The 20229-nt window shown below is 66.6% G+C and carries 22 protein-coding genes and 1 pseudogene; 13 read left to right on the top strand and 10 right to left on the bottom strand.

The genetic code is table 11. From position 1 onward, the window contains the following. The first annotated feature begins 112 nt into the window (after positions 1 to 112). Positions 113 to 1941: pseudogene (locus BBJ41_RS17330) on the top strand (glycoside hydrolase family 15 protein). 211 nt (positions 1942 to 2152) lie between these two features. Continuing rightward, positions 2153 to 3625 (top strand): polyhydroxyalkanoate depolymerase, encoded by a 1473-nt coding sequence (locus tag BBJ41_RS17325; RefSeq protein ID WP_069747403.1) that lies wholly within the window; start codon positions 2153 to 2155, stop codon positions 3623 to 3625. An 81-nt stretch (positions 3626 to 3706) separates the two neighbouring features. Here the strand turns inward: BBJ41_RS17325 and BBJ41_RS17320 are convergent, their stop codons facing one another. Continuing rightward, entirely contained in the window at positions 3707 to 4339 is a 633-nt protein-coding gene (locus BBJ41_RS17320; protein WP_069747402.1) for a TetR/AcrR family transcriptional regulator, read from the bottom strand. Between the two features lie 254 nt (positions 4340 to 4593). Here BBJ41_RS17320 and rsxB point away from each other — a divergent pair, with 254 nt between their 5' ends. Together rsxB and nth are read left to right on the top strand one after the other, a co-directional pair. Beyond that, positions 4594 to 5517 (top strand): electron transport complex subunit RsxB, encoded by a 924-nt coding sequence (gene rsxB, locus BBJ41_RS17315; protein ID WP_069747401.1) that lies wholly within the window; start codon positions 4594 to 4596, stop codon positions 5515 to 5517. Continuing rightward, positions 5514 to 6158 carry an endonuclease III gene (gene nth / locus BBJ41_RS17310; RefSeq protein WP_069747400.1) on the top strand — a complete coding sequence of 215 codons (645 nt, stop codon included), beginning with the start codon at positions 5514 to 5516 and terminating at the stop codon, positions 6156 to 6158. Before rsxB ends, nth begins: the two co-directional genes overlap by 4 nt. Positions 6159 to 6249: 91 nt before the next feature. Here the strand turns inward: nth and BBJ41_RS17305 are convergent, their stop codons facing one another. Then, the gene (locus BBJ41_RS17305; protein WP_069747399.1) at positions 6250 to 7179 is read right to left on the bottom strand and encodes a DMT family transporter; all 930 of its coding nucleotides are present in this window, start codon (positions 7177 to 7179) and stop codon (positions 6250 to 6252) included. A 314-nt stretch (positions 7180 to 7493) separates the two neighbouring features. Here BBJ41_RS17305 and BBJ41_RS17300 point away from each other — a divergent pair, with 314 nt between their 5' ends. Continuing rightward, the gene (locus BBJ41_RS17300) at positions 7494 to 7928 is read left to right on the top strand and encodes a DUF1841 family protein (protein WP_069747398.1); all 435 of its coding nucleotides are present in this window, start codon (positions 7494 to 7496) and stop codon (positions 7926 to 7928) included. Between the two features lie 102 nt (positions 7929 to 8030). On the opposite strand, the gene BBJ41_RS17295 is transcribed toward BBJ41_RS17300, so the two are convergent. Together BBJ41_RS17295 and BBJ41_RS17290 are read right to left on the bottom strand one after the other, a co-directional pair. Then, complete coding sequence (locus BBJ41_RS17295; protein WP_048249238.1) at positions 8031 to 8390, bottom strand: c-type cytochrome; 360 nt, start codon at positions 8388 to 8390, stop codon at positions 8031 to 8033. Positions 8391 to 8429: 39 nt separating this feature from the next. Further along, positions 8430 to 8789 (bottom strand): c-type cytochrome, encoded by a 360-nt coding sequence (locus BBJ41_RS17290; RefSeq protein ID WP_069747397.1) that lies wholly within the window; start codon positions 8787 to 8789, stop codon positions 8430 to 8432. Between the two features lie 244 nt (positions 8790 to 9033). Here BBJ41_RS17290 and BBJ41_RS17285 point away from each other — a divergent pair, with 244 nt between their 5' ends. The 5 genes from BBJ41_RS17285 to BBJ41_RS17265 all read left to right on the top strand — a co-directional run bounded on the left by BBJ41_RS17285 (position 9034) and on the right by BBJ41_RS17265 (position 14173). Further along, a complete protein-coding gene (locus tag BBJ41_RS17285; protein WP_048249424.1) occupies positions 9034 to 9876 on the top strand; it encodes an AAA family ATPase in 843 nt (280 codons plus the stop codon). A 28-nt stretch (positions 9877 to 9904) separates the two neighbouring features. Then, positions 9905 to 11080, top strand: a complete 1176-nt coding sequence (locus BBJ41_RS17280) for a vWA domain-containing protein (RefSeq protein WP_069747396.1) — start codon at positions 9905 to 9907, stop codon at positions 11078 to 11080. A gap of 56 nt (positions 11081 to 11136) precedes the next feature. Next, entirely contained in the window at positions 11137 to 12348 is a 1212-nt protein-coding gene (locus tag BBJ41_RS17275) for a benzoate/H(+) symporter BenE family transporter (RefSeq protein WP_069747395.1), read from the top strand. 180 nt (positions 12349 to 12528) lie between these two features. After that, complete coding sequence (gene tal, locus BBJ41_RS17270; RefSeq protein ID WP_069747394.1) at positions 12529 to 13482, top strand: transaldolase; 954 nt, start codon at positions 12529 to 12531, stop codon at positions 13480 to 13482. A gap of 238 nt (positions 13483 to 13720) precedes the next feature. Continuing rightward, positions 13721 to 14173: a VOC family protein gene (locus BBJ41_RS17265; RefSeq protein ID WP_069747393.1), complete on the top strand. Its 453-nt coding sequence runs from the start codon at positions 13721 to 13723 to the stop codon at positions 14171 to 14173. Between the two features lie 56 nt (positions 14174 to 14229). On the opposite strand, the gene BBJ41_RS17260 is transcribed toward BBJ41_RS17265, so the two are convergent. From BBJ41_RS17260 to BBJ41_RS17245, 4 genes are all read right to left on the bottom strand, one after another. After that, complete coding sequence (locus tag BBJ41_RS17260) at positions 14230 to 14742, bottom strand: hypothetical protein (RefSeq protein WP_069747392.1); 513 nt, start codon at positions 14740 to 14742, stop codon at positions 14230 to 14232. 432 nt (positions 14743 to 15174) lie between these two features. Continuing rightward, the gene (mctP, locus tag BBJ41_RS17255) at positions 15175 to 16725 is read right to left on the bottom strand and encodes a monocarboxylate uptake permease MctP (protein WP_069747391.1); all 1551 of its coding nucleotides are present in this window, start codon (positions 16723 to 16725) and stop codon (positions 15175 to 15177) included. Continuing rightward, positions 16722 to 16964, bottom strand: coding sequence for a DUF3311 domain-containing protein (locus BBJ41_RS17250; RefSeq protein ID WP_069747390.1), 243 nt, complete (start codon positions 16962 to 16964; stop codon positions 16722 to 16724). The genes mctP and BBJ41_RS17250 overlap by 4 nt, the downstream gene beginning before the upstream one ends. 199 nt (positions 16965 to 17163) lie before the next feature. After that, the gene (locus tag BBJ41_RS17245) at positions 17164 to 18081 is read right to left on the bottom strand and encodes a class I SAM-dependent methyltransferase (protein WP_069747389.1); all 918 of its coding nucleotides are present in this window, start codon (positions 18079 to 18081) and stop codon (positions 17164 to 17166) included. Positions 18082 to 18258: 177 nt separating this feature from the next. On the opposite strand from BBJ41_RS17245, the gene BBJ41_RS17240 reads away from it, so the two are divergent. The 3 genes from BBJ41_RS17240 to BBJ41_RS17230 are packed head-to-tail and all read left to right on the top strand — an operon-like array spanning position 18259 to position 19111. Continuing rightward, positions 18259 to 18537: a YlcI/YnfO family protein gene (locus tag BBJ41_RS17240; protein WP_069747747.1), complete on the top strand. Its 279-nt coding sequence runs from the start codon at positions 18259 to 18261 to the stop codon at positions 18535 to 18537. Next, positions 18534 to 18842: a type II toxin-antitoxin system RelE/ParE family toxin gene (locus BBJ41_RS17235; protein WP_069747388.1), complete on the top strand. Its 309-nt coding sequence runs from the start codon at positions 18534 to 18536 to the stop codon at positions 18840 to 18842. The genes BBJ41_RS17240 and BBJ41_RS17235 overlap by 4 nt, the downstream gene beginning before the upstream one ends. A gap of 14 nt (positions 18843 to 18856) precedes the next feature. Beyond that, positions 18857 to 19111 carry a hypothetical protein gene (locus BBJ41_RS17230; protein WP_069747387.1) on the top strand — a complete coding sequence of 85 codons (255 nt, stop codon included), beginning with the start codon at positions 18857 to 18859 and terminating at the stop codon, positions 19109 to 19111. A 39-nt stretch (positions 19112 to 19150) separates the two neighbouring features. On the opposite strand, the gene BBJ41_RS17225 is transcribed toward BBJ41_RS17230, so the two are convergent. Continuing rightward, complete coding sequence (locus BBJ41_RS17225; RefSeq protein WP_069747386.1) at positions 19151 to 19627, bottom strand: DNA-deoxyinosine glycosylase; 477 nt, start codon at positions 19625 to 19627, stop codon at positions 19151 to 19153. Continuing rightward, complete coding sequence (locus BBJ41_RS17220; RefSeq protein ID WP_069747385.1) at positions 19627 to 20223, bottom strand: chorismate--pyruvate lyase family protein; 597 nt, start codon at positions 20221 to 20223, stop codon at positions 19627 to 19629. Before BBJ41_RS17220 ends, BBJ41_RS17225 begins: the two co-directional genes overlap by 1 nt. Positions 20224 to 20229: the final 6 nt, after the last annotated feature.

Below are 20229 nucleotides of genomic sequence, written 5' to 3'. Positions count from 1 at the left end.
GCCGTTCATGCGCTCCGCCGCCCGGCCGAGTATACGGGGCGCGGTGCCGGCACGTGAAGCCCGGCCGCCGCCGTCCGCATTGTGAACTCGAATATCCAAGGATCGCCTGCCCATGCCTGCCCTGATCGAAGACTACGCCCTCGTCGGCGACGGCCATACCGCCGCGCTGATCTCGAAAGACGGCTCCGTCGACTGGCTGTGCTGGCCCCGCTTCGATTCGGGCGCCTGTTTCGCGGCGCTCCTCGGCACGCCCGAGCACGGCCGCTGGCTGCTCGCGCCGGCCGCCGACGCCGCGATCACGCACACGACCCGCCGCTATCGCGGCGACACGCTGATTCTCGAAACCGATTACGAAAGCGCCGACGGCGCCGTCACCGTGATCGACTTCATGCCGCCCGGCAACGGCTGGTCCGAACTCGTGCGGATCGTCGTCGGCCGGCACGGCACGATGAAGATGCGCATGGAACTCGTGTTGCGCTTCGACTACGGTTTCTCGATTCCGTGGGTCACGCAACTGACACGCGAGGACGGCATGAAGGCGATTGCCGGCCCCGATACCGTCGTGCTGCGCACGCCCGTGCCGCTCACCGGCAAGAATCTTCATACGCTCGCGGAATTCACGGTGAGCGCCGACGAACGCGTGCCGTTCTCGCTCGGCTATGCGGCGTCGCACCTGCGGCTGCCGCCCGCGCGCGACCCGCTGTCGATGCTCGCGCGCACCGAGAATTACTGGCTCGAATGGTCGGGCCGCTGCCAGGTGCAGGGCCGCTACGCGGCCGCCGTGCGCCGCTCGCTGATCACGCTGAAGGCGCTCGCGTACGAGCCGACCGCGGCATCGTCGCCGCGCCGACCACGTCGCTGCCCGAGAAGATCGGCGGCAATCGCAACTGGGACTACCGTTATTGCTGGCTGCGCGACGCTACGATCACGCTGCTCGCGCTGATGCGCGGCGGCCACTACGACGAGGCGCGCGCGTGGCGCACGTGGCTCGGCCGCGTGATGGCCGGCTCGCCCGAGCAGATCCAGATCATGTACGGGATCGCCGGCGAGCGCCGGCTGCCGGAAATGGAGCTCGACTGGCTGCCCGGCTATCAGGACTCGAAGCCGGTACGCATCGGCAACGGCGCCGCGAACCAGCTCCAGCTCGACGTGTTCGGCGAAATAATGGCCGCACTGCACCTTGCGCGTGTGGGCGGCCTGCAGGCCGACGACACGGTCTGGTCGGTACAGTGCGCGCTGCTCGACCATCTCGAGAAGATCTGGCAGGAACCCGACGAAGGGATCTGGGAAACGCGCGGCGGCCGCCGCCATTTCACGTTCTCGAAGGTGATGGCGTGGGTCGCGTTCGACCGCGCGATCAAGTCGGCGGAAATGTTCCGTCTGCCCGGCTCGCTCGACCGCTGGCGCGCGCTGCGCGAGCAAATTCATGCAGACGTATGCGAGAACGCGTGGCACGAGGGCAAGCAGGCGTTCGCGCAGAGCTACGGCAGCGACGAGCTCGACGCGAGCGTGCTGCTGATGCCGCTGCTCGGCTTCCTGCCGCCGGAAGACCCGCGCATCGTCGGCACGGTCGACGCGATCGAGCGCGAATTGCTGCACGACGGGCTCGTGCTGCGCTACCGCACGACCGACTACGACGACGGCCTGCCGCCCGGCGAAGGCACGTTCCTCGCGTGCAGCTTCTGGCTGGTCGACAACTACGCGCTGCTCGGCCGGATCGACGACGCGCATCGGCTGTTCAGCCGGCTGCTCTCGCTGTCGAACGACCTCGGGCTGCTCGCGGAGGAATACGACCCGGTCGCGGGGCGGCTCGTCGGCAACTTCCCGCAGGCGTTCTCGCACGTGGCGCTCGTCCACACCGCGATGAACCTGATGCACCACGAAGACGCGATGGCCCGCGCAGCCGGCCAGCCCGCGCCGGCCATGGCCACGGGGCGCTGAACGGGGCGCGGGCGGCTTCTTCAGAGAACGTCAAATCACAAAAGTTTGATGAAAAATCGGGGAAATGTTGCATTGCACCACCCATCGTTGTCCGATATGATCGACGCGATTGTCCGGCCGCAGTGCAACATGGCCGGCCGCTGACCCCTACGGCACGCCGCGACGCCCCACGCCGCCCTTGCGCACCGTCCCCCACGCGGGAGTAGCCTGCATGCTTTACCAACTGCACGAATTCCAGCGGGCGATGCTGAGCCCGCTCACGGCCTGGGCCCAGGCCGCATCCAAGTCGTTCGCCAATCCTTCCAGCCCGTTCTCGCTGATGCCCGGCGCGACGCGGATGGCCGCCGCCTACGAACTGATGTACCGGCTCGGCAAGGATTACGAGAAACCCGAATTCAACATTCATCAGATCGTCAAGGACGGCCACAACATCCCGATCGTCGAACAGACGATCGTCGAGAAGCCGTTCTGCCGGCTGCTGCGTTTCAAACGCTATTCGGATGACGCCGACGCCGTCACGCAGTTGAAGGACGAGCCGGTCGTGCTGGTCTGCGCGCCGCTGTCGGGCCACCACTCGACGCTGCTGCGCGACACCGTGCGCACGCTGCTGCAGGATCACAAGGTCTACATCACCGACTGGATCGACGCGCGCATGGTGCCGGTCGAAACCGGCCCGTTCCACCTGCACGACTACATCGCGTACATCCAGGAGTTCATCCGCCACATCGGCGCGCGCAACCTGCACGTGATCTCGGTATGCCAGCCGACGGTGCCGGTGCTCGCGGCGATCTCGCTGATGGCGAGCCGCGGCGAAGATACGCCGCTCACGATGACGATGATGGGCGGCCCGATCGACGCGCGCCGCAGCCCGACGTCGGTGAACTCGCTCGCGACGCAGCACTCGACCGCGTGGTTCGAGAACAACGTGATCCATACGGTGCCGGCGAACTATCCGGGCGAAGGCCGCCAGGTGTACCCGGGCTTCCTGCAGCACACGGGCTTCGTCGCGATGAACCCGGAGCGGCACGCGCAATCGCACTGGGATTTCTACCAGAGCCTGCTGCGCGGCGACGAGGACGACGCCGAAGCACACCGCCGCTTCTACGACGAGTACAACGCGGTGCTCGACATGGCTGCCGAGTATTACCTCGAGACGATCCGCGTCGTATTCCAGGAATTCCGGCTGGCCGAAGGCACGTGGGATGTCGAAGGTGAGCGCGTGCGCCCGCAGGACATCAAGCACACCGCGCTGATGACGATCGAAGGCGAACTCGACGACATCTCGGGCAGCGGCCAGACGCACGTCGCGCACGAGCTGTGTACGGGCATCCCGCAGGACCATCGCCGCAACCTGACCGCCGAAAAGTGCGGTCACTACGGGATCTTCTCCGGCCGCCGCTGGCGCACGATCATCTACCCGCAGCTGCGCGACTTCATCCGCGAGCATGCGCCAGAGCCGAAGCACGGCGCGACGAAGGATCAGCCGGAAGCACCGGCGGCCACGACGCTCGCAGCCGTGCCGGCCGCCAGCACGCAAGCCGAAACGACGCGGACCACCGCGGCGAAACGCACGCGCGCGAAGGCGCCGGCCACGGCCGCCGCCCCTGCCAAGGCCGCTCCGGCCGCGAAGCGCGCAGGCAGCAGCCCGCGCGCCAAAACCGTTCGCGCGCGCAAGGCCGCCTGACGCGCCGCGTTCAGACGAAAAAACGCCGCCGTTGCCTGCGCACGGCGGCGTTTTTACATCCGGCGCCCGCTGGGCGGCGCATCAGCGCCGCAGCAGATACGCGAGCAGCACCTCGGTGTTCATGCGAACCATTTCCGCGCGCTCGTCGGTGTCGGTGAAGTCGCGGCCGAGCGTCGCGGCGAGCGTGAAGCGGTTCGACACGATGTAGTAGCCGAGCCCCGACAGCGTCACGTAGAAACGCAGCGGATCGATGTCGCTGCGGAACAAGCCGGCCTTCTGGCCGCGCATCAGCACGTTGCCGAGCTTCGCGACGATCGGCGACATCATCTCGCGGATCCGCGTCGACTTGTGCAGGTAGCGCGCTTCGTGCAGGTTCTCGTTGTTGATGAGCCTGAGCAGCTCCGGGTGGTCGCGGTAGTAGTCCCAAACGAAATGCGCGAGCCGCGTAACGGCTTCGACCGGCGCAACGCCATCGAGATCGAGCACGCGCTCCGCCTCGGTCAGCGCGGAGAACGCATGTTCGAGCACGGCCGTAAACAGCTGCTCCTTGCTGCCGAAGTAGTAATAGAGCATGCGCTCGTTCGTTTCGGCCCGGCGCGCGATCTGGTCGACGCGTGCGCCGAACAGCCCTCCACTCGCGAACTCTTCGGCTGCCGCCATCAGGATGCGACGGCGTGTACCTTCAGGATCTCTTTTGATTTTTGGCTGATTCATGGTGGCGTTTTGCTATGTGAGCCGCTTGATCCGGACCGGCACCCCCACCGCCTCGGCGCCGGCCGCCCTGGAACGGGCGCGCCGCGTGCGGCCGCCCTCCTGCTGAGCCCCTGCAAAAAAGCGGTTCGATTATGCGCACAGACGGCGTCCAGCGCAATGCGGGAAATCGGCGATAATCGAGCTTTGGCAAACCTTTCCGGCCGCGCATCCCCGCGCGGTCGAGAGCCATTCGGCGCCGCTGCGCCCGTTGTCACGTGACCGATTCCAATACACTCGCGGATCGCATCGAAGATCTGCTTCCCCAGACGCAATGCACGAAGTGCGGCTATAACGGCTGCCGCCCGTACGCCGAGGCGATCGCCGCCGGCGACGCGAACTACAACCAGTGCCCGCCCGGCGGCGCCGAAGGCATCGCGCGCCTCGCGGGCCTGCTCGGCAAGCCCGTGATCCCGCTGAACCCGGTCAACGGCAGCGAGCATCCGCGCGCCGTCGCATTCATCGACGAAAGCCTGTGCATCGGCTGCACGCTGTGCATGCAGGCGTGCCCGGTCGACGCGATCGTCGGCGCGCCGAAACAGATGCACACGATCATCGAGTCGTTGTGCACGGGTTGCGACCTGTGCGTGCCGCCGTGCCCCGTCGACTGCATCGCGATGCTGCCCGTGACCGGCGATCGCACGGGCTGGGACGCGTGGTCGCAGGAACAGGCCGATGCCGCGCGCGAACGCCATGACCTCCGGCTCGCCCGCCAGCGCCGCGAACGCGAGGCCGCCGAAGCGCGCGCCGCCGCACGCCGCGCGGCCAGCGCCGCGAAGCCGGCCGCGGTACAACCTGGCGCACAACCCGACGCGCAGCCCGACACGGAATCCGGCGCGCCGGCCACCGCACCGGCCGCAGACGACGCCGACGCGAAGAAACGCGCGATCATCGCCGCCGCGCTCGAACGCGCGCGCAAGAAGAAGGAAGAACTTTCCGGGCAAGGCGCCGGGCCGAAAAACACCGAAGGGGTGAGCGCGGCCGTCCAGGCGCAGATCGACGCGGCCGAGGCCCGCCGCAAACGGCTCGCCGAGCAGCAGGCGCAGCGCGACGCCGACACGGCGGCGGGCGGCGACGACAAAGACGCGGGCAACGACGACCAAGGCGGCCCGTCCGCGCCGCCCGACCAGAACGCTCCATGAACGCCAGCAAACGACGCGCGATCTACGAAACGCTGCAGAGCCTCAATCCGCACCCGACCACCGAGCTCGAATACACGACGCCGTTCGAGCTGCTGATCGCCGTGATGCTGTCCGCGCAGGCGACCGACGTGTCGGTCAACAAGGCGATGCGGAAGATGTTTCCGGTGGCGAACACCCCGCGACAAATCGTCGCGCTCGGCGAGGAAGGCGTCACCGAGTACATCAAGACGATCGGTCTCTACCGCACGAAGGCGAAAAACGTGGTCGCGACGTGCCGGATCCTGCTCGAACGCTACGACGGCGAGGTGCCGGCCGATCGCGAAGCGCTCGAAAGCCTGCCGGGTGTCGGCCGCAAGACCGCGAACGTCGTGCTGAACACCGCATTCGGCCAGCCGACGATCGCGGTCGATACGCATATCTTCCGTGTCGCGAATCGCACGGGGCTGGCGCCGGGCAAGGACGTGCGGGCCGTCGAGGCCGCACTCGAGAAGTTCACGCCGAAGGAGTTCCTGCAGGACGCGCATCACTGGCTGATCCTGCACGGGCGCTACGTGTGCAAGGCCCGCAAGCCCGAATGCTGGCACTGCGCGATCGAGCCGCTGTGCGAATTCAGGCCGAAGACGCCGCCGCCCAACGAGTAAGTTCAAGCCCGCCAGAGCCACACAGCGCCGGCCGAACCGGCCCGGCGCAGCCTGTCCGGCACGCGCCCGTCGCAACGCCCTTCCTTCCCGACTACGCGTTGGACGTCGCCGTCGCGTCGTCGGCCGCCGCGCCGCCCGCGCGCACGAGCGCCAGCACGGCTGCGAGGATCGCGACGCCGCCCGCCCACTGCAACGGCGACAGCGCTTCCCCGAACAGCAGCGCCGCGAGCGCGACCGTCACGACCGGTTCCAGCGTCGACAGCATCGACGTGCGTGCGGCGCCGAGCCGCTCGAGCCCGGCGAAGAACGCGAGCATCGCCGCGACCGTCGAGACGAGCGCGATCGCGAGCATCGACGCCCAGCCGCCGGTCGTGACCGGCCAGCGCGGCGGCGCGCCGAACGCGGCAGTCCGCACGACGGCGATCGCCACGAGCGTCGCGGTGGCCGACAGGCAGATGATCGCGGTGGTCGCGAGCGGATCGACACCGCGCGTCGCCTTCGTGCCCCCGACGATGTACAGCGAATAGATCACCGCCGCGGCCAGCGCGAGCGCGATCCCGAGCGGCTCGCCGTGCCCGCCGCCGACCATCAGCGCCGAACCCGCGACGCACAGCACGAGCGCGACGGCCTTCGCGCGCGTGAGGCGCTCGCCGAGCCACCACGCGGCCAGCAGCGTGACGAAGGCCGGATACAGGTACAGCAGCAGCGCGACGAGGCTCGCCTGCGCGTGTTGCAACGCGCTGAAATAACAGAACGACTGCCCGACGTAGCCGAGCGCGCCCATCGCCACCAGCGGCGCGAGCGCCCGCCCGCGCGGCCACGCGACGCGACGGTGCCGCGCGATCGCCGCGAGCACCGCGCCGCCGATCGCGAAGCGCACGATCAGCAGCCCGAGCACGTCGACACCGGCCGCATACGCATAACGGCCGAAGATCGCCATCGCGCCGAACGCGGCGGCGGACAGCGCGACGTAGAGCGTGCCCTGCAGGGCGGCGGACGGTGAACGGACGGTGGCGGTCATGACGAGACGGGCACAAGCGGCGTGACGACGGAAATCGTCGGAGTTTAACGGCGCGGTGGCCGCGAGCCTAGCCCGCGCTTACCCGTTGAGGCCGCCCCGGCACGGGGCGTGCCGTACCCTGGCCGTTCCCCCGCTGCAACCCACTGCAATCCACCGCACCCACCGCACCCACCGCCGCCGCATACCCGCGCCGCCGGCCCGGCCGCCACGGCGCGGCGCGCCAACCTCCCCGGGCCGCCGCCAGCACCGTCCATCAACCCGGCGTACAATGCCCGACGCGGCATGACGCCGCCCGAATCACGACGTTCCCCACCATGTTCAATCCAAGCCGCGACGAAGTGCGTCGCTTTTTCACCGAGACCTGGCGCAAGCAGCGCGCGGGCGAGATCCTGACGCCGCTCGAAGCGATGGCGGCCGACTGGATCGCCGAGCATCCCGAATACCACGCCGAACTCGACGATGCGGACGGCGCAGCCGCGCGCAACTACACGCCCGAGGAAGGCCGCACGAACCCGTTCCTGCACCTGTCGATGCACCTCGCGATCAGCGAGCAGCTGTCGATCGACCAGCCGCCCGGCATCCGCGCCGCGCACGACAAGCTGGCGGCGAAGCTCGACTCGACCCACGACGCGCAGCACGCGATCATGGAATGCCTCGGCGAGACGATCTGGGAAGCACAGCGCACGAACACGCCGCCCGATACCGACGCGTACCTGCAGCGCATCCTGCGCCGCGCGTCGCGCGACTGAGCGCCGCGGCGCCGAAACCCGCGCCGCGCCGGGCTAAGGACAAAAAAATACCCGCCTCGGCGGGGTATTTTTGCTGCGAGAAGCCCGTCAGGCCCGTCGCGCTTACTTCTTGAACACGAGGTCGGTTTCCTTCAGCGATTCGATGTAGGACGCGATGTCCTTCATGTCGCTGACTGACAGGCTCTGCACCTGCGCCTGCATGATCGCGTTGTTGCGACCGAGCAGCGGGTTCGTCAGGCCCATCTGGTACTGGCGCATCGCCCACACGAGGTAGTCGGCATGCTGACCGGCCAGACGCGGATATTCGGCGTTGATCGGCTTGTTCATCTGCGCGCCGTGGCAGGCGGCGCAGTTGTGCGATTCGACCAGTTCCTTGCCCTTCGTGGCGTCCGCCGCGTGCGCGGTACCGATCGCGAGGCCGGCCGCCAGTGCAACCGCCGCCGTCTTGAATGCGTTGTTCATGAATGCTCCTGTCCCGCCGCAGAGATCGGCGGCGCGCGCTTACTTGTAGGGATTGTCCTTCGAGTCGGCCTTCTGGGCGGCGTAGTAGGCCGCCAGATCCGCGATGTCCTGATCCGTCAGCGAACCGGCGATCGCATTCATCGACGGGAAGTGACGATCCTTCTTGCGGTAGGCCTTCAGCGCGTTCTCGAGGTATTGCTGGTTCTGGCCGCCGAGGACGGGCACCCGGTAGACCTCCGGGTACGCTGTGCGGTAGTCCTGGATGCCGTGGCAACCGATGCACATGGCGACCTTGCTCGCCCCGTCCTTCGGGTTGCCGACCACACCGGCCGCCTGCGCGCTGCCCGCGAGCGCCACGAGCGCCGCGACAACGACGTGTTTGCCGACGAATTTGTTCATAGCTCTTGTAACCTAGCTTGAGGGGAAACTGGCGCCGAAGCGGCAACGGCCCGCGCCGTATTGCTTATCGGTCGCCACGCAGGCCAAAAAAAACGGCCAGATTGTACCGCGTCGGCGGGGAACGCGTCCATAAGGCGCCCCGGTTCGCCCCGCCACAGCCCTGCAACGATACGCGGGCGCGGCCCAACCGGACAGCCCTTCTGACTTATACTGGGTTTTTTTCCCGATAAAGAAGAGCGCCGCCATGCGTTTCGAAGGGTCCTCGCACTACGTCGCCACCGACGATCTGAAGCTCGCGGTCAATGCCGCGCTAACGCTGCAACGCCCGCTGCTGATCAAGGGCGAGCCCGGCACCGGCAAGACCATGCTCGCCGAGGAAGTGGCCGCCGCGCTCGACATGCCGCTCCTGCAGTGGCACATCAAGTCGACCACGAAAGCGCAGCAGGGCCTGTACGAATACGACGCCGTATCGCGGCTGCGCGACTCGCAGCTCGGCGACGAGCGCGTGAAGGACATCTCGAACTACATCGTCAAGGGCGTGCTGTGGCAGGCGTTCGACGCCGAGCACCCGAGTGTGCTGCTGATCGACGAGATCGACAAGGCCGACATCGAATTCCCGAACGACCTGCTGCGCGAGCTCGACCGGATGGAATTCCACGTGTACGAGACGCGCGAAACCGTCCGCGCGAAGCACCGCCCGCTCGTCATCATCACGTCGAACAACGAAAAGGAGCTGCCCGACGCGTTCCTGCGCCGCTGCTTCTTCCACTACATCCAGTTTCCCGACCCGTCGACGATGCAGAAGATCGTCGCGGTCCACTTCCCCGACATCCGCGAGGAGCTGCTGCGCGCGGCGCTCGAGAGTTTCTTCGAATTGCGCGGCGTATCGGGCCTGAAGAAGAAGCCGTCGACGTCCGAACTGCTCGACTGGCTGAAGCTGCTGCTCGCCGAGAACATCCCGGCCGACGCGCTGCGCAGCGCGGACGCGAAGCAGATCGTGCCGCCGCTCGCGGGCGCGCTGCTGAAGAACGAGCAGGACCTGAGCCTGCTCGAGCGGCTCGTCTACATGAACCGGCACAACCGGTAATCCTCCCCTCACCCGCGAAGGCCCGGCCATGCTGCTCAATTTCTTCTACGCGCTGCGCGCAGCCAAGCTGCCCGTCTCGGTGAAGGAATACCTGACGCTGCTCGAATCGCTGAAGGCCGGGCTGATCTCGCCGTCGATCGACGCGTTCTACTTCCTCGCGCGGATGACGCTCGTCAAGGACGAGCAGTACTTCGACAAGTTCGACCAGGCGTTCGGCGCGTATTTCCACGGCGTGTCCGTATTGCCGTCCGAAGCGTTCGACATCCCGCTCGACTGGCTCGAGAAGCGCCTCGAGCGCGAACTGTCGCCGGAGGAGAAGGCGCAGATCGAAGCGATGGGCGGCCTCGACAAGCTGATGGAGCGTTTGAAGGAACTGCTCGACGAGCAGAAGGAGCGCCACGAGGGCGGCAACAAGTGGATCGGCACCGGCGGCACGTCGCCGTTCGGGCACGGCGGCTTCAACCCGGAAGGCGTGCGCATCGGCGGCCCGTCGAACGGCAACCGCACCGCGGTGAAGGTGTGGGAAGCGCGCGCCTATCGCGACTACGACGATTCCGTCGAGATCGGCACGCGCAACATCAAGGTCGCGCTGCGCAGGCTGCGCCGCTTCGCGCGCGAAGGCGCGGCCGAGGAGCTCGACCTGCCCGGCACGATCCGCAGCACGGCCGCGAATGCGGGCTGGCTCGATATCCGGATGGTGCCCGAGCGCCACAACAACGTGAAGGTGCTGATGCTGCTCGATGTCGGCGGCTCGATGGACGACCACATCAAGCGCACCGAAGAGCTGTTCTCGGCCGCGAAGGCCGAATTCAAGCACCTGGAATTCTTCTACTTCCACAACTGCGTGTACGACCACCTGTGGAAGAACAACCGCCGCCGCCACTCGGAGCGCACCGCGACGTGGGACGTGCTGCACAAGTTCACGCCCGACTACAAGCTGATCTTCGTCGGCGACGCGACGATGAGCCCGTACGAAGTGCTGCAGCCCGGCGGCTCGGTCGAATACAACAACCCGGAAGCCGGCGCCGTATGGCTGCGCCGTCTCGCCGATCAATTCCCCCACCATGCGTGGCTGAACCCGGAGCCCGAGCGGCTATGGGAATACCGGCAGTCGGTCGCGGTCATCCGCGACCTGCTCGGCCATCGCATGTATCCGCTCACGCTCGCGGGCCTCGAAACCGCGATGCGCGCACTCAGCAAGTAACGCACCTCACCAGCAGACACGAAGGCCGCGTCCGAGCGGCCCCTCCCGGAGATAGCATGAATCCTTCGCCCACCGCGAGCGCGGGTCGCGCCGGCGACCGCCGCTTTTTTGCCGATACGTCCGTGTCGGCGCTCGTCGCCGGCTTCGTCGCGATGATGACGGGCTACACGAGTTCGCTCGTGCTGATGTTCCAGGCCGGCCGCGCCGCCCACCTCACCGATGCGCAGATCTCGTCGTGGATCTGGGCGCTGTCGATCGGCATGGCGCTGACGACGATCGGCCTGTCGCTGCGCTTTCGCGCGCCCGTCGTCGTCGCGTGGTCGACACCCGGCGCCGCGCTGCTGATCGCGTCGCTGCCCGGCGTGCCCTATGCCGAGGCGATCGGTGCGTTCGTCGTGTGCGCGCTGCTGCTGACGGCCATCGGCGTGAGCGGCCTGTTCGACACGCTGATGCGCAAGATTCCGGCCGGCATCGCAGCCGCGTTGCTCGCGGGCATCCTGTTCGAGATCGGCATCGAGATCTTCCGCGCCGCGCAGTTCCAGACCGCGCTCGTGCTCGCGATGTTCTTCACGTACCTGATCGTCAAGCGGCTCGCGCCGCGCTATGCAATCGTGACGACGCTGATCGTCGGCACGGCGGTGGCTGGCGGGCTCGGCCTGCTCGACTTCAGCCGGTTCCACATCGCGCTGGCGAAACCCGTGTTCACGATGCCCGCGTTCTCGATCGCGTCGATCGTCAGCATCGGTATTCCGCTGTTCGTCGTCGCGATGGCGTCGCAAAACGTGCCGGGCATCGCGGTGCTGCGCGCGGACGGCTACGCGACGCCGTCGTCGCCGCTGATCGCGACGACCGGCCTCGCGTCGCTGCTGCTCGCGCCGTTCGGCTCGCACGGCGTGAACCTCGCGGCGATCACGGCCGCGATCTGCACGGGCCCCGAAGCGCACGAGGATCACGCGAAGCGCTACACGGCCGCCGTGTGGTGCGGCACGTTCTACCTGGTCGCCGGCATCTTCGGCGCAACGATCGCCGCGCTGTTCGCGGCGCTGCCGAAGGCGCTGGTGGTATCGGTCGCCGCGCTCGCGCTGTTCGGCTCGATCATGAGCGGGCTGGCGAACGCGATGCAGGACGTGAAGCAGCGCGAAGCCGCGCTCGTCACGTTCATGGTCACCGCGTCGGGCCTCACGCTGCTGTCGATCGGCTCGGCGTTCTGGGGGCTCGTCGCGGGGGTCGTCACGCAGGTGATCCTGAACGCGCGCCGCCCCGCATGACGCGGCGCGGCAGGTGCGTGCGCGGCGGATCGTACGCCAAAGCAGCACGCCAAAACGTGCCCGACACGAATCGGGCCTAAAATGATGGATCGGAAGCGGCGCCCGGCGCCGCTTCGCTTCGCCGCCGCGCTCGCGCGGCCCGTGAGAACCCGGCGCTCCGCGCCCTTCTTCCGAATCGCCATGACTACCGCACTCGACCAGCTGAAGCAGTACACGACCGTCGTCGCCGACACGGGCGATTTCCAGCAGCTTGCGCAATACCAGCCGCGGGACGCGACCACGAACCCGTCGCTGATCCTGAAGGCCGTCCAGAAGGATGCGTACAAGCCGATCCTCGAGAAAACCGTCCGCGATCACCGCAACGAAAGCACCGACTTCATCATCGACCGCCTGCTGATCGCATTCGGCACCGAGATCCTGAAGCTGATCCCGGGCCGCGTGTCGACCGAGGTCGACGCGCGCCTGTCGTTCGATACGCAGCGCTCGATCGACAAGGGCCGCGAGCTCATCAAGCTGTACGAAGCAGCCGGCATCGGCCGCGAGCGCATCCTGATCAAGCTCGCGTCGACGTGGGAAGGCATCCGCGCGGCCGAGGTGCTGCAGAAGGAAGGGATCAAGTGCAACATGACCCTGCTTTTCTCGCTCGTGCAGGCCGCCGCATGCGCGGAAGCCGGCGCGCAACTGATCTCGCCGTTCGTCGGCCGCATCTACGACTGGTACAAGAAACAGGCCGGTGCGGAATGGAATGAAGCGAAGGACGGCGGCGCGAACGATCCGGGCGTGCAGTCGGTGCGCCGCATCTACACGTACTACAAGACCTTCGGCTACAACACCGAGGTGATGGGCGCGAGCTTCCGCACGACGAGCCAGATCACCGAACTCGCCGGCTGCGACCTGCTGACCATCAGTCCCGATTTGCTGCAGAAGCTGCAGGACAGCAACGAGACGGTTTCGCGCAAGCTGTCGCCGGAAGCGCTGCAGGACAAGCCGTCCGAGCGCGTGGCGATCGACGAATCGTCGTTCCGCTTCCAGCTGAACGACGAAGCGATGGCGACCGAAAAGCTCGCCGAAGGCATCCGACTGTTCTCCGCCGATGCGGTGAAACTCGAGAAGCTGATCGACGCGCTGCGTTGAAGCGCGTTGCACGTCAGTTGCTGTCAGCGGCATGACAGGCAACGCTGACAACAGTCGTCAGCAGACATTCCACCAACGGCCGCGAACCCCGGGTTCGCGGCCGTTTTTTTCATTCCATCGTCAAGCGCGCGCACTACAATCCACGTCACGGGTACGCAGGCCGCATCCCCGCGTGCCCCGTCCCAGTCAATCTTGCATGAACCCGAGGCAGTGCCTGCCCGGCCCACAGGAGACAACAATGCAAGTTCAACCGTACCTGACGTTCTACGGTCACGCCGACGAAGCCCTTCAGTTTTACGAAAAGGCGCTCGGCGCGAAGACGCTGTTCAAGATGCACTTCCGGGATGCGCCGCCGAACCCCGAACACGCGATCACGCCCGAGATGGCCGACAAGGTGATGCATGCGAGCTTCATGATCGGCGACTCGATGATCATGTGCTCGGACGGCGACTGCAGCCAGCCGGGCGGCACGCATGCCGGCTATTCGCTGTCGCTGAACCCGGCGACGGTCGAGGAAGGCCAGAAGCTGTTCAATGCGCTCGCCGACGGCGGCGAAGTGACGATGCCGTTCGGCAAGACGTTCTGGGCGCTCGGCTTCGGGATGGCGAAGGACCGTTTCGGCGTGCACTGGATGGTCAACGTCGAAGACCTGTCGCAACGCGAGGATCTCGCGAAACGCGCGGGGCAGTAACGCACGCGCATGCCGCCCGGGCCGCCGCGCTGCCGCGGCGTTTCCGGGCGGGCCCGTTACTTGCGCAGCACCTCCGCCAGCGCCTGCTCCAGCGTGCCGTTCGAACGGCACGCAACGCGCGCGCCCTTCTGCTTGCCGGCCGCGACCACACCGGCCATGCCCGCGACGTCGATCGACACGGTCACGCCCTGCGTGGCCTCGTCGATGCGCGTCACGACCTTCAGCGTGTGCGTCACGTTCGACGTCTGCTTCAGTTCGGAACAGTCCAGGAAGTTGCCCGCGTTCGGATAATCGGCATACACGGCGGCAACGAGCCCCGCGTCGCGATCGCTGACGCGCACGGCAAGTTTGCGGTCCGCATGGAACTGCGCCACCGCCGCCCACACTTCGTCGTACTTGCGATTGCCGATCACGATGCGCGACGCATCGTCGACGCCGTGCGCGTCATCGGCCGCCTCGTGTTGCGCCGGCGGCGCATCGCGCGCCGCGTATCGTTGCCCGGGGCCGTATACGGAAATGCAGCCGGCAAGCGCCGCGCACAGCACGGCGGCCGACACTGTCGTTTTCATCGCGGCCCGCCGTCAACGGTAGTACATGTTCGCGCAGCCGGCGAGCAGGATCGGCGCGACGAGCGCCCACATCAACAGGACTCTCATGCCGTGCCTCACCGGTAGTACGCGTTCACGCAACCGGCAAGCGCGACGCAGCACATGCCCAGCACCAGCAACCAAATCTTCGTCATTGCATCCCTCATATAATCGGATCGTGTCGATATCGAATCTCCCGGCACAGGCCGGGCGGGACGCATTATTGGCAACCGGGCAACGTGCCGCCCAATCGGTCTTTCACCGATTTTCGCGACGGCGCGGCGATCCTAGAATCGCTTGAAGATCGGCGAAAACGGGCACACCGCCACACGGGGCGTTCGCGGCGCGCCATGCAAAACGCCCGCGACTTGCGTCGCGGGCGTCGTGTCGAAACTGCAACAGAAGCGGCGGCGATCAGTTCTCGACGACGTCGAAATAATCCTCCGGCCGCGTGCGATCCTCCGCATGCGCCATGCCCATCACGCGCACCAGCACGCTCACCGCCACCGACACCACCAGGTTCACGATCAGCGACCACACGGCTGCGTAGCCCGGAATTGCGAGGCCGAACAGGTGGATCGTGAAGATCGACCCGGCCAGCTTCAGCGAGATCGCCATCCACGTGCCGCACACGATGCCTGCCGCCCAGCCGGCCAGCAGGCCGCGATGGTCGAGCATGCGCGTGTACAGGCCGAGCACGATCGCCGGCAGCGTCTGGATGATCCAGATCCCGCCGAGCAACTGCAGCTGGATCGCATAGGTCAGCGGCAGCCCGAGGATGAACGCGACCGCGCCGACCTTCACGATCAGCGACACGAGCTTCGCGACGTGCGTCTCCTGCTCGTGCGTCATGTTGCGGTTCACGAACTCGCGGTGGATGTTGCGCGTGTACAGGTTCGCGGCCGCGATCGACATGATCGCCGCCGGCACCAGCGCGCCGATGCCGATCGCCGCGAACGCGACGCCGACGAACCACGACGGGAAATACTCGAGGAACAGCGCGGGCACCGCGAAGTTCGGGCCGAACGCCTTGAAGTACGGCGCGTACTGCGGCATGTCCTTCACGCCGGACGCGAGCGCCATGTAGCCGAGCAGCGCGAGCAGGCCGAGCACGAACGAGTACGCGGGCAGCATCGCCATGTTGCGGCGGATCGAGTTGCCGGACGACGACGACAGGATCGCCGTGACCGAGTGCGGATACAGGAACAGCGCGAGCGCCGAACCGATCGCGAGCGTCGCGTACGCGCTGTAGCCATTCAGGCTCGTCGCGTCGGGCGCCTTCAGCAGCAGCTTCGCGGCCGGCACGCTCGAGAAGATGTGCCCGAAGCCGCCGAGCTTCGCGGGAATCACGATGACCGCCGCAGCGATCGTGATGTAGATCAGGATGTCCTTCACGATCGCGATCATCGCGGGCGCGCGCAGCCCCGACGTGTACGTGTAGGCGGCGAGGATCGCGAACGCGATGATCAGCGGCAGGTCGCCGACGAAGCCGGTCGTATCGAAGCCGAGCGCGCCGATCACCACTTCGATGCCGACGAGCTGCAGCGCGATGTACGGCATCGTCGCGACAATGCCCGTCACCGCGATCGCGAGCGCGAGCATCCGGCTGCCGTAGCGCGCGTTGACGAAGTCGGCGGACGTCACGTAGCCGTGCCGCTTCGCGATGCTCCACAGCTTCGGGAACACGACGAACGCGAACGGATAGATCAGGATCGTGTACGGCAGCGCGAAGAAACCCATCGCGCCGGCGCCGAACACGAGCGCGGGTACCGCGACGAACGTGTACGCCGTATAAAGATCGCCGCCGAGCAGGAACCACGTGACGATCGTGCCGAAGCGGCGTCCGCCGAGGCCCCATTCGTCGAGATGCGCGAGATCGCCGCGACGCCAGTTCGCGGCCAGGAAACCGATGATCGTGACGCCGATGAAAAGCAGGACGAAGACGAAGGTTGCGCCGAGATTCATCGCGCACCTCCCTGCGGGCCGCTCGCCTTCCATGCGTTCTTGGTCTTGTAGTACACGAACGCGGTGATCACCGCGCTAATGAAGACCCAAAGCAGCTGGTACCAGTAGAAAAACGGAAAACCCAACCATTGCGGTTCGATCTTGCTGTACGACGGCACCCAGACCATCGCGATCAGCGGCAGTACCAGCAGCCAGAGCCAGCGCTTGGCAGCCCTGTTGGCGTCGGCATCGTGAGCCATGACGTCTCCTCTTCTTTCCCGGTTATCGATCTTGTTGAGCGGGTACGGCGCCGAGAGGAGCGGCAAAACGGGTAAGCTGCGGCTCCCCTGGCTTCGCGCCAGTATAGGAGCCGCGAGCACGCGGTCAAGCGGGGGCGAACCCGAGGTGATCCGCCCCTTGTCACGCGGTTGCACCGGCATGCGGCCGGTGCATGAAGCGTCAGATCGCGAACGAGGTATCGCGTGCGCCGGTCGTTTCTTTCAAAGCTTTCACCCACTTGCGCGCGGGCAGCTTGAGCGTGTCTTCGATCAGCGCGGCACGCGCGTCGAGTTGCGCGAACGGCACGTCGAGCGCGGGGCCCGAGAACGCGATCGCGATCCGGTTGCCGTCGTGCACTTCGGGCAGCGCGATCACGCGGTGATCGAACGCCGCGTTCAGGTGCTTCATGTTGCGTACGAAGCTCGGATGATCGCCGAACAGGTTGATCGTCGCGATGCCCGCATCGGCGAGGCAGCCACGCACCGCACGGTAGAACGCGACGCTGTCGAGCACGGGGCCGCGCGCGGTCGCGTCGTACAGGTCGATCTGGATCGCGCCCGTCGTGCCGCGGTTGGCTGCGTCGTTGACGAAATCCCACGCGTCGGCTTCGTGCACGACGAGGCGCGCATCGTCGGGCGGCAGCGCGAACATCGTGCGGGCCGCGACGATCACCGCCGGGTTCAGTTCGACGGCCTCGACCTTCGCTTGCGGCAGGAAGCGGTGCGAAAACTTGGTCAGCGCGCCGGTGCCGAGCCCGAGCTGGACGATCCGCTCGGGCGTTTCGAGGAACAGCAGCCACGCCATCATCTGCTGCGCGTATTCGAGTTCGATATGCAGCGGCTTCGAGATCCGCATCGCACCCTGCACCCACTCGGTACCGAAGTGCAGGAAACGCACGCCACGCTCTTCCGAGAACGTGACCGGCGCGAAACGCGGCTTGCGCGGTGCTTCGAGCACCGGCACGTCGTCGTGTTCGTCGATCTCCGGGCGGCGCTTCACGCGCGACGGCTGGAGTTTTTCGGAGCCGTTGTAGGCCGATGGCTTGTTTTGCTTGAACGCGCGCGCCTCGGCGGACGCGCGCTTGATCAGTCGGGTCATGATTGAATCTCGCTGGGTGAGGCTGGATGAGCGGACGAGAGGATAGCATTGGTGCGGGGTGGCGGCCGTGTGGACGGCAGACACGGTGCCGCTGCGCCGATTGGCCAATCAGCCGACTTGCACCCGACGACGTCGTAGACGATAATGCATCGCAATTGCGATGCAATGAGGCTCATGATGAAAACCGCTACTTTTCCGTCCGTGCGCGTCGAGCCGGAACTGCGCGACGCCGCCGAAAACGTCCTTCAGGAAGGTGAAACCCTGTCGAGCTTCGTCGAGCAATCGATCCGCGAAGGTATCGAACGCCGCCGTCTCCAAAGCGAATTTATCGCACGCGGCATCGCATCGCGCGACGAAGCCCGACGTACTGGCGAGTATGTGTCGTCATCCGAAGTGCTGGAGCGATTGGGTCGACGGCTCGACACGCTGCGTGACAGGAAGCGGCCAGCTCGATGACCTATACGGTTCGCTTCACGCTCGCGGCATCGGATGATCTGGACCGGCTCTATGAATTCGTCGTCGATCGCGACGATGCAGAGGTCGAACGCGCCGAACGTGCACTGGCGGCCATCGCATCCGGAATCGCCACGCTCGAATCGTCACCCTTCACCTGCCGTAAAGTCCATCCTTCGATGCCATTTCTACGTGAATTGATCATTCCCTTCGGCGCATCGGGCTATGTCGCACTGTTCGAGATCGATGACAGCCGGACCGTGACGATTCTCGCAGTGCGCCACCAGAGAGAAAGCGACTACCACTGACGACGAGAGATCTCATGGCCTCGAACGACAGGAAGGTCTGGTTCCCGGCGAAACGCTACGGATGGGGATGGGGGTTGCCGGTCGCGTGGCAGGGCTGGGTCGTGCTGCTGCTGTTTCTGATCGGGATCGTCGCGAGCGCGTGGCTGCTGCCGCCGAACGAGTCGCCGTTCGCGTACGGCGCATGCATCGTCGTGCTATCCGCGATATTGATCGCCGTGTGCTGGATCAAGGGCGAGAAGCCCAGGTGGAGATGGGGCAAGGACGATTGAGCGTCGGGAGCGTCGCGCTCCCCGGCAATCAGGCTTGCATCAACCGCGAATCCCCCGCCACTGCGCAAGCTTCTGCTCGAACGACAGCATCGCATTCGCCGGGCTCGACGAAGGCAGCACGAGCGTCTCGTACCCTGCCTTGCCGATCACCTCGGCAAACCGCCCCGCCGTCTTGCCGTTGAAGCACACGCGCCTCAGCAACGGCGCATGCGCCCTCAGCGAATCGAAATCGTTCGGCTCCGCGTTGCGGATCGCCGAATCGAGGCTGCCTTCGCGATGGCACGCGGCAAGCACGTCCCAGATGCCGATTCCATGAACCAGCACGCGTTCGAGCCGCGCCTCATAAGCCAGCTCGTGCAGTTGAGGCTCGCCGAGCACCGTACCAAGCAACCGCCAGAACTGATTGCGCGGATGCGCGTAATACTGCGCGGCGTCGAGCGACGCCTCGCCTGGAAAGCTGCCGAGGATCATCGTGTGCGTATTCGGCCCGACCACGGGCCCGAAGCCCTGCAACATCACGCGCCTCCGCCCGCGCCACCCGAACGCAGCCCGTCGCCGTGCACGGCGAGATGACGCCACAGCGCCGGCAGCATGCACTCGGTCACCATCAACGGTTTGCCGTGACGCTGGAACACCGAGCGCCGCGCGGCGAACGCGTGCGGCGCTCGCGCGCCCTGCAGCGCATGCGTCGCGAGCGCATACAACGGATGGCCGGCGATCACCCGCCGGCTGACCAGCGCCGAGCGCTCGACCTGCGGATCGCTGTACAGCAGCTCGGCGAGCGGCCGCGTGCGCAGCCGCCGCATCGCCTGCCACACGCCCTTGCTTGCGGCGAGCGGCGCGATGCTGTGCGCGGCGACGTACGGCACGTCGTCGACCGACAGGATCACCTCGCGCACCCACATCGGCGCACGCGGCGAACTGGCGAGCGCGTCGGGCTCGTCGAACCACGGACAATCGACGGCCTCGCGCGTCACGCGCACGTTCACGCGGCCGAGCCGCGCGAGATGCGCGGTCAGCGATCCGCCGCGCGTCAGCCAGTCGCGCTGATCGAGCGTGCAGCCAGGCCGCGGCGTCTCGCGCCAGCCGGCCTGGGCGCCGTCGAATCGCATGCGTGC

This window comes from Burkholderia stabilis (genome assembly GCF_001742165.1).
GTDB lineage: Bacteria > Pseudomonadota > Gammaproteobacteria > Burkholderiales > Burkholderiaceae > Burkholderia > Burkholderia stabilis.
The sequence above is the reverse complement of the archived record's forward strand: the minus strand, read 5'-3'. Positions and strand labels throughout refer to the sequence as shown.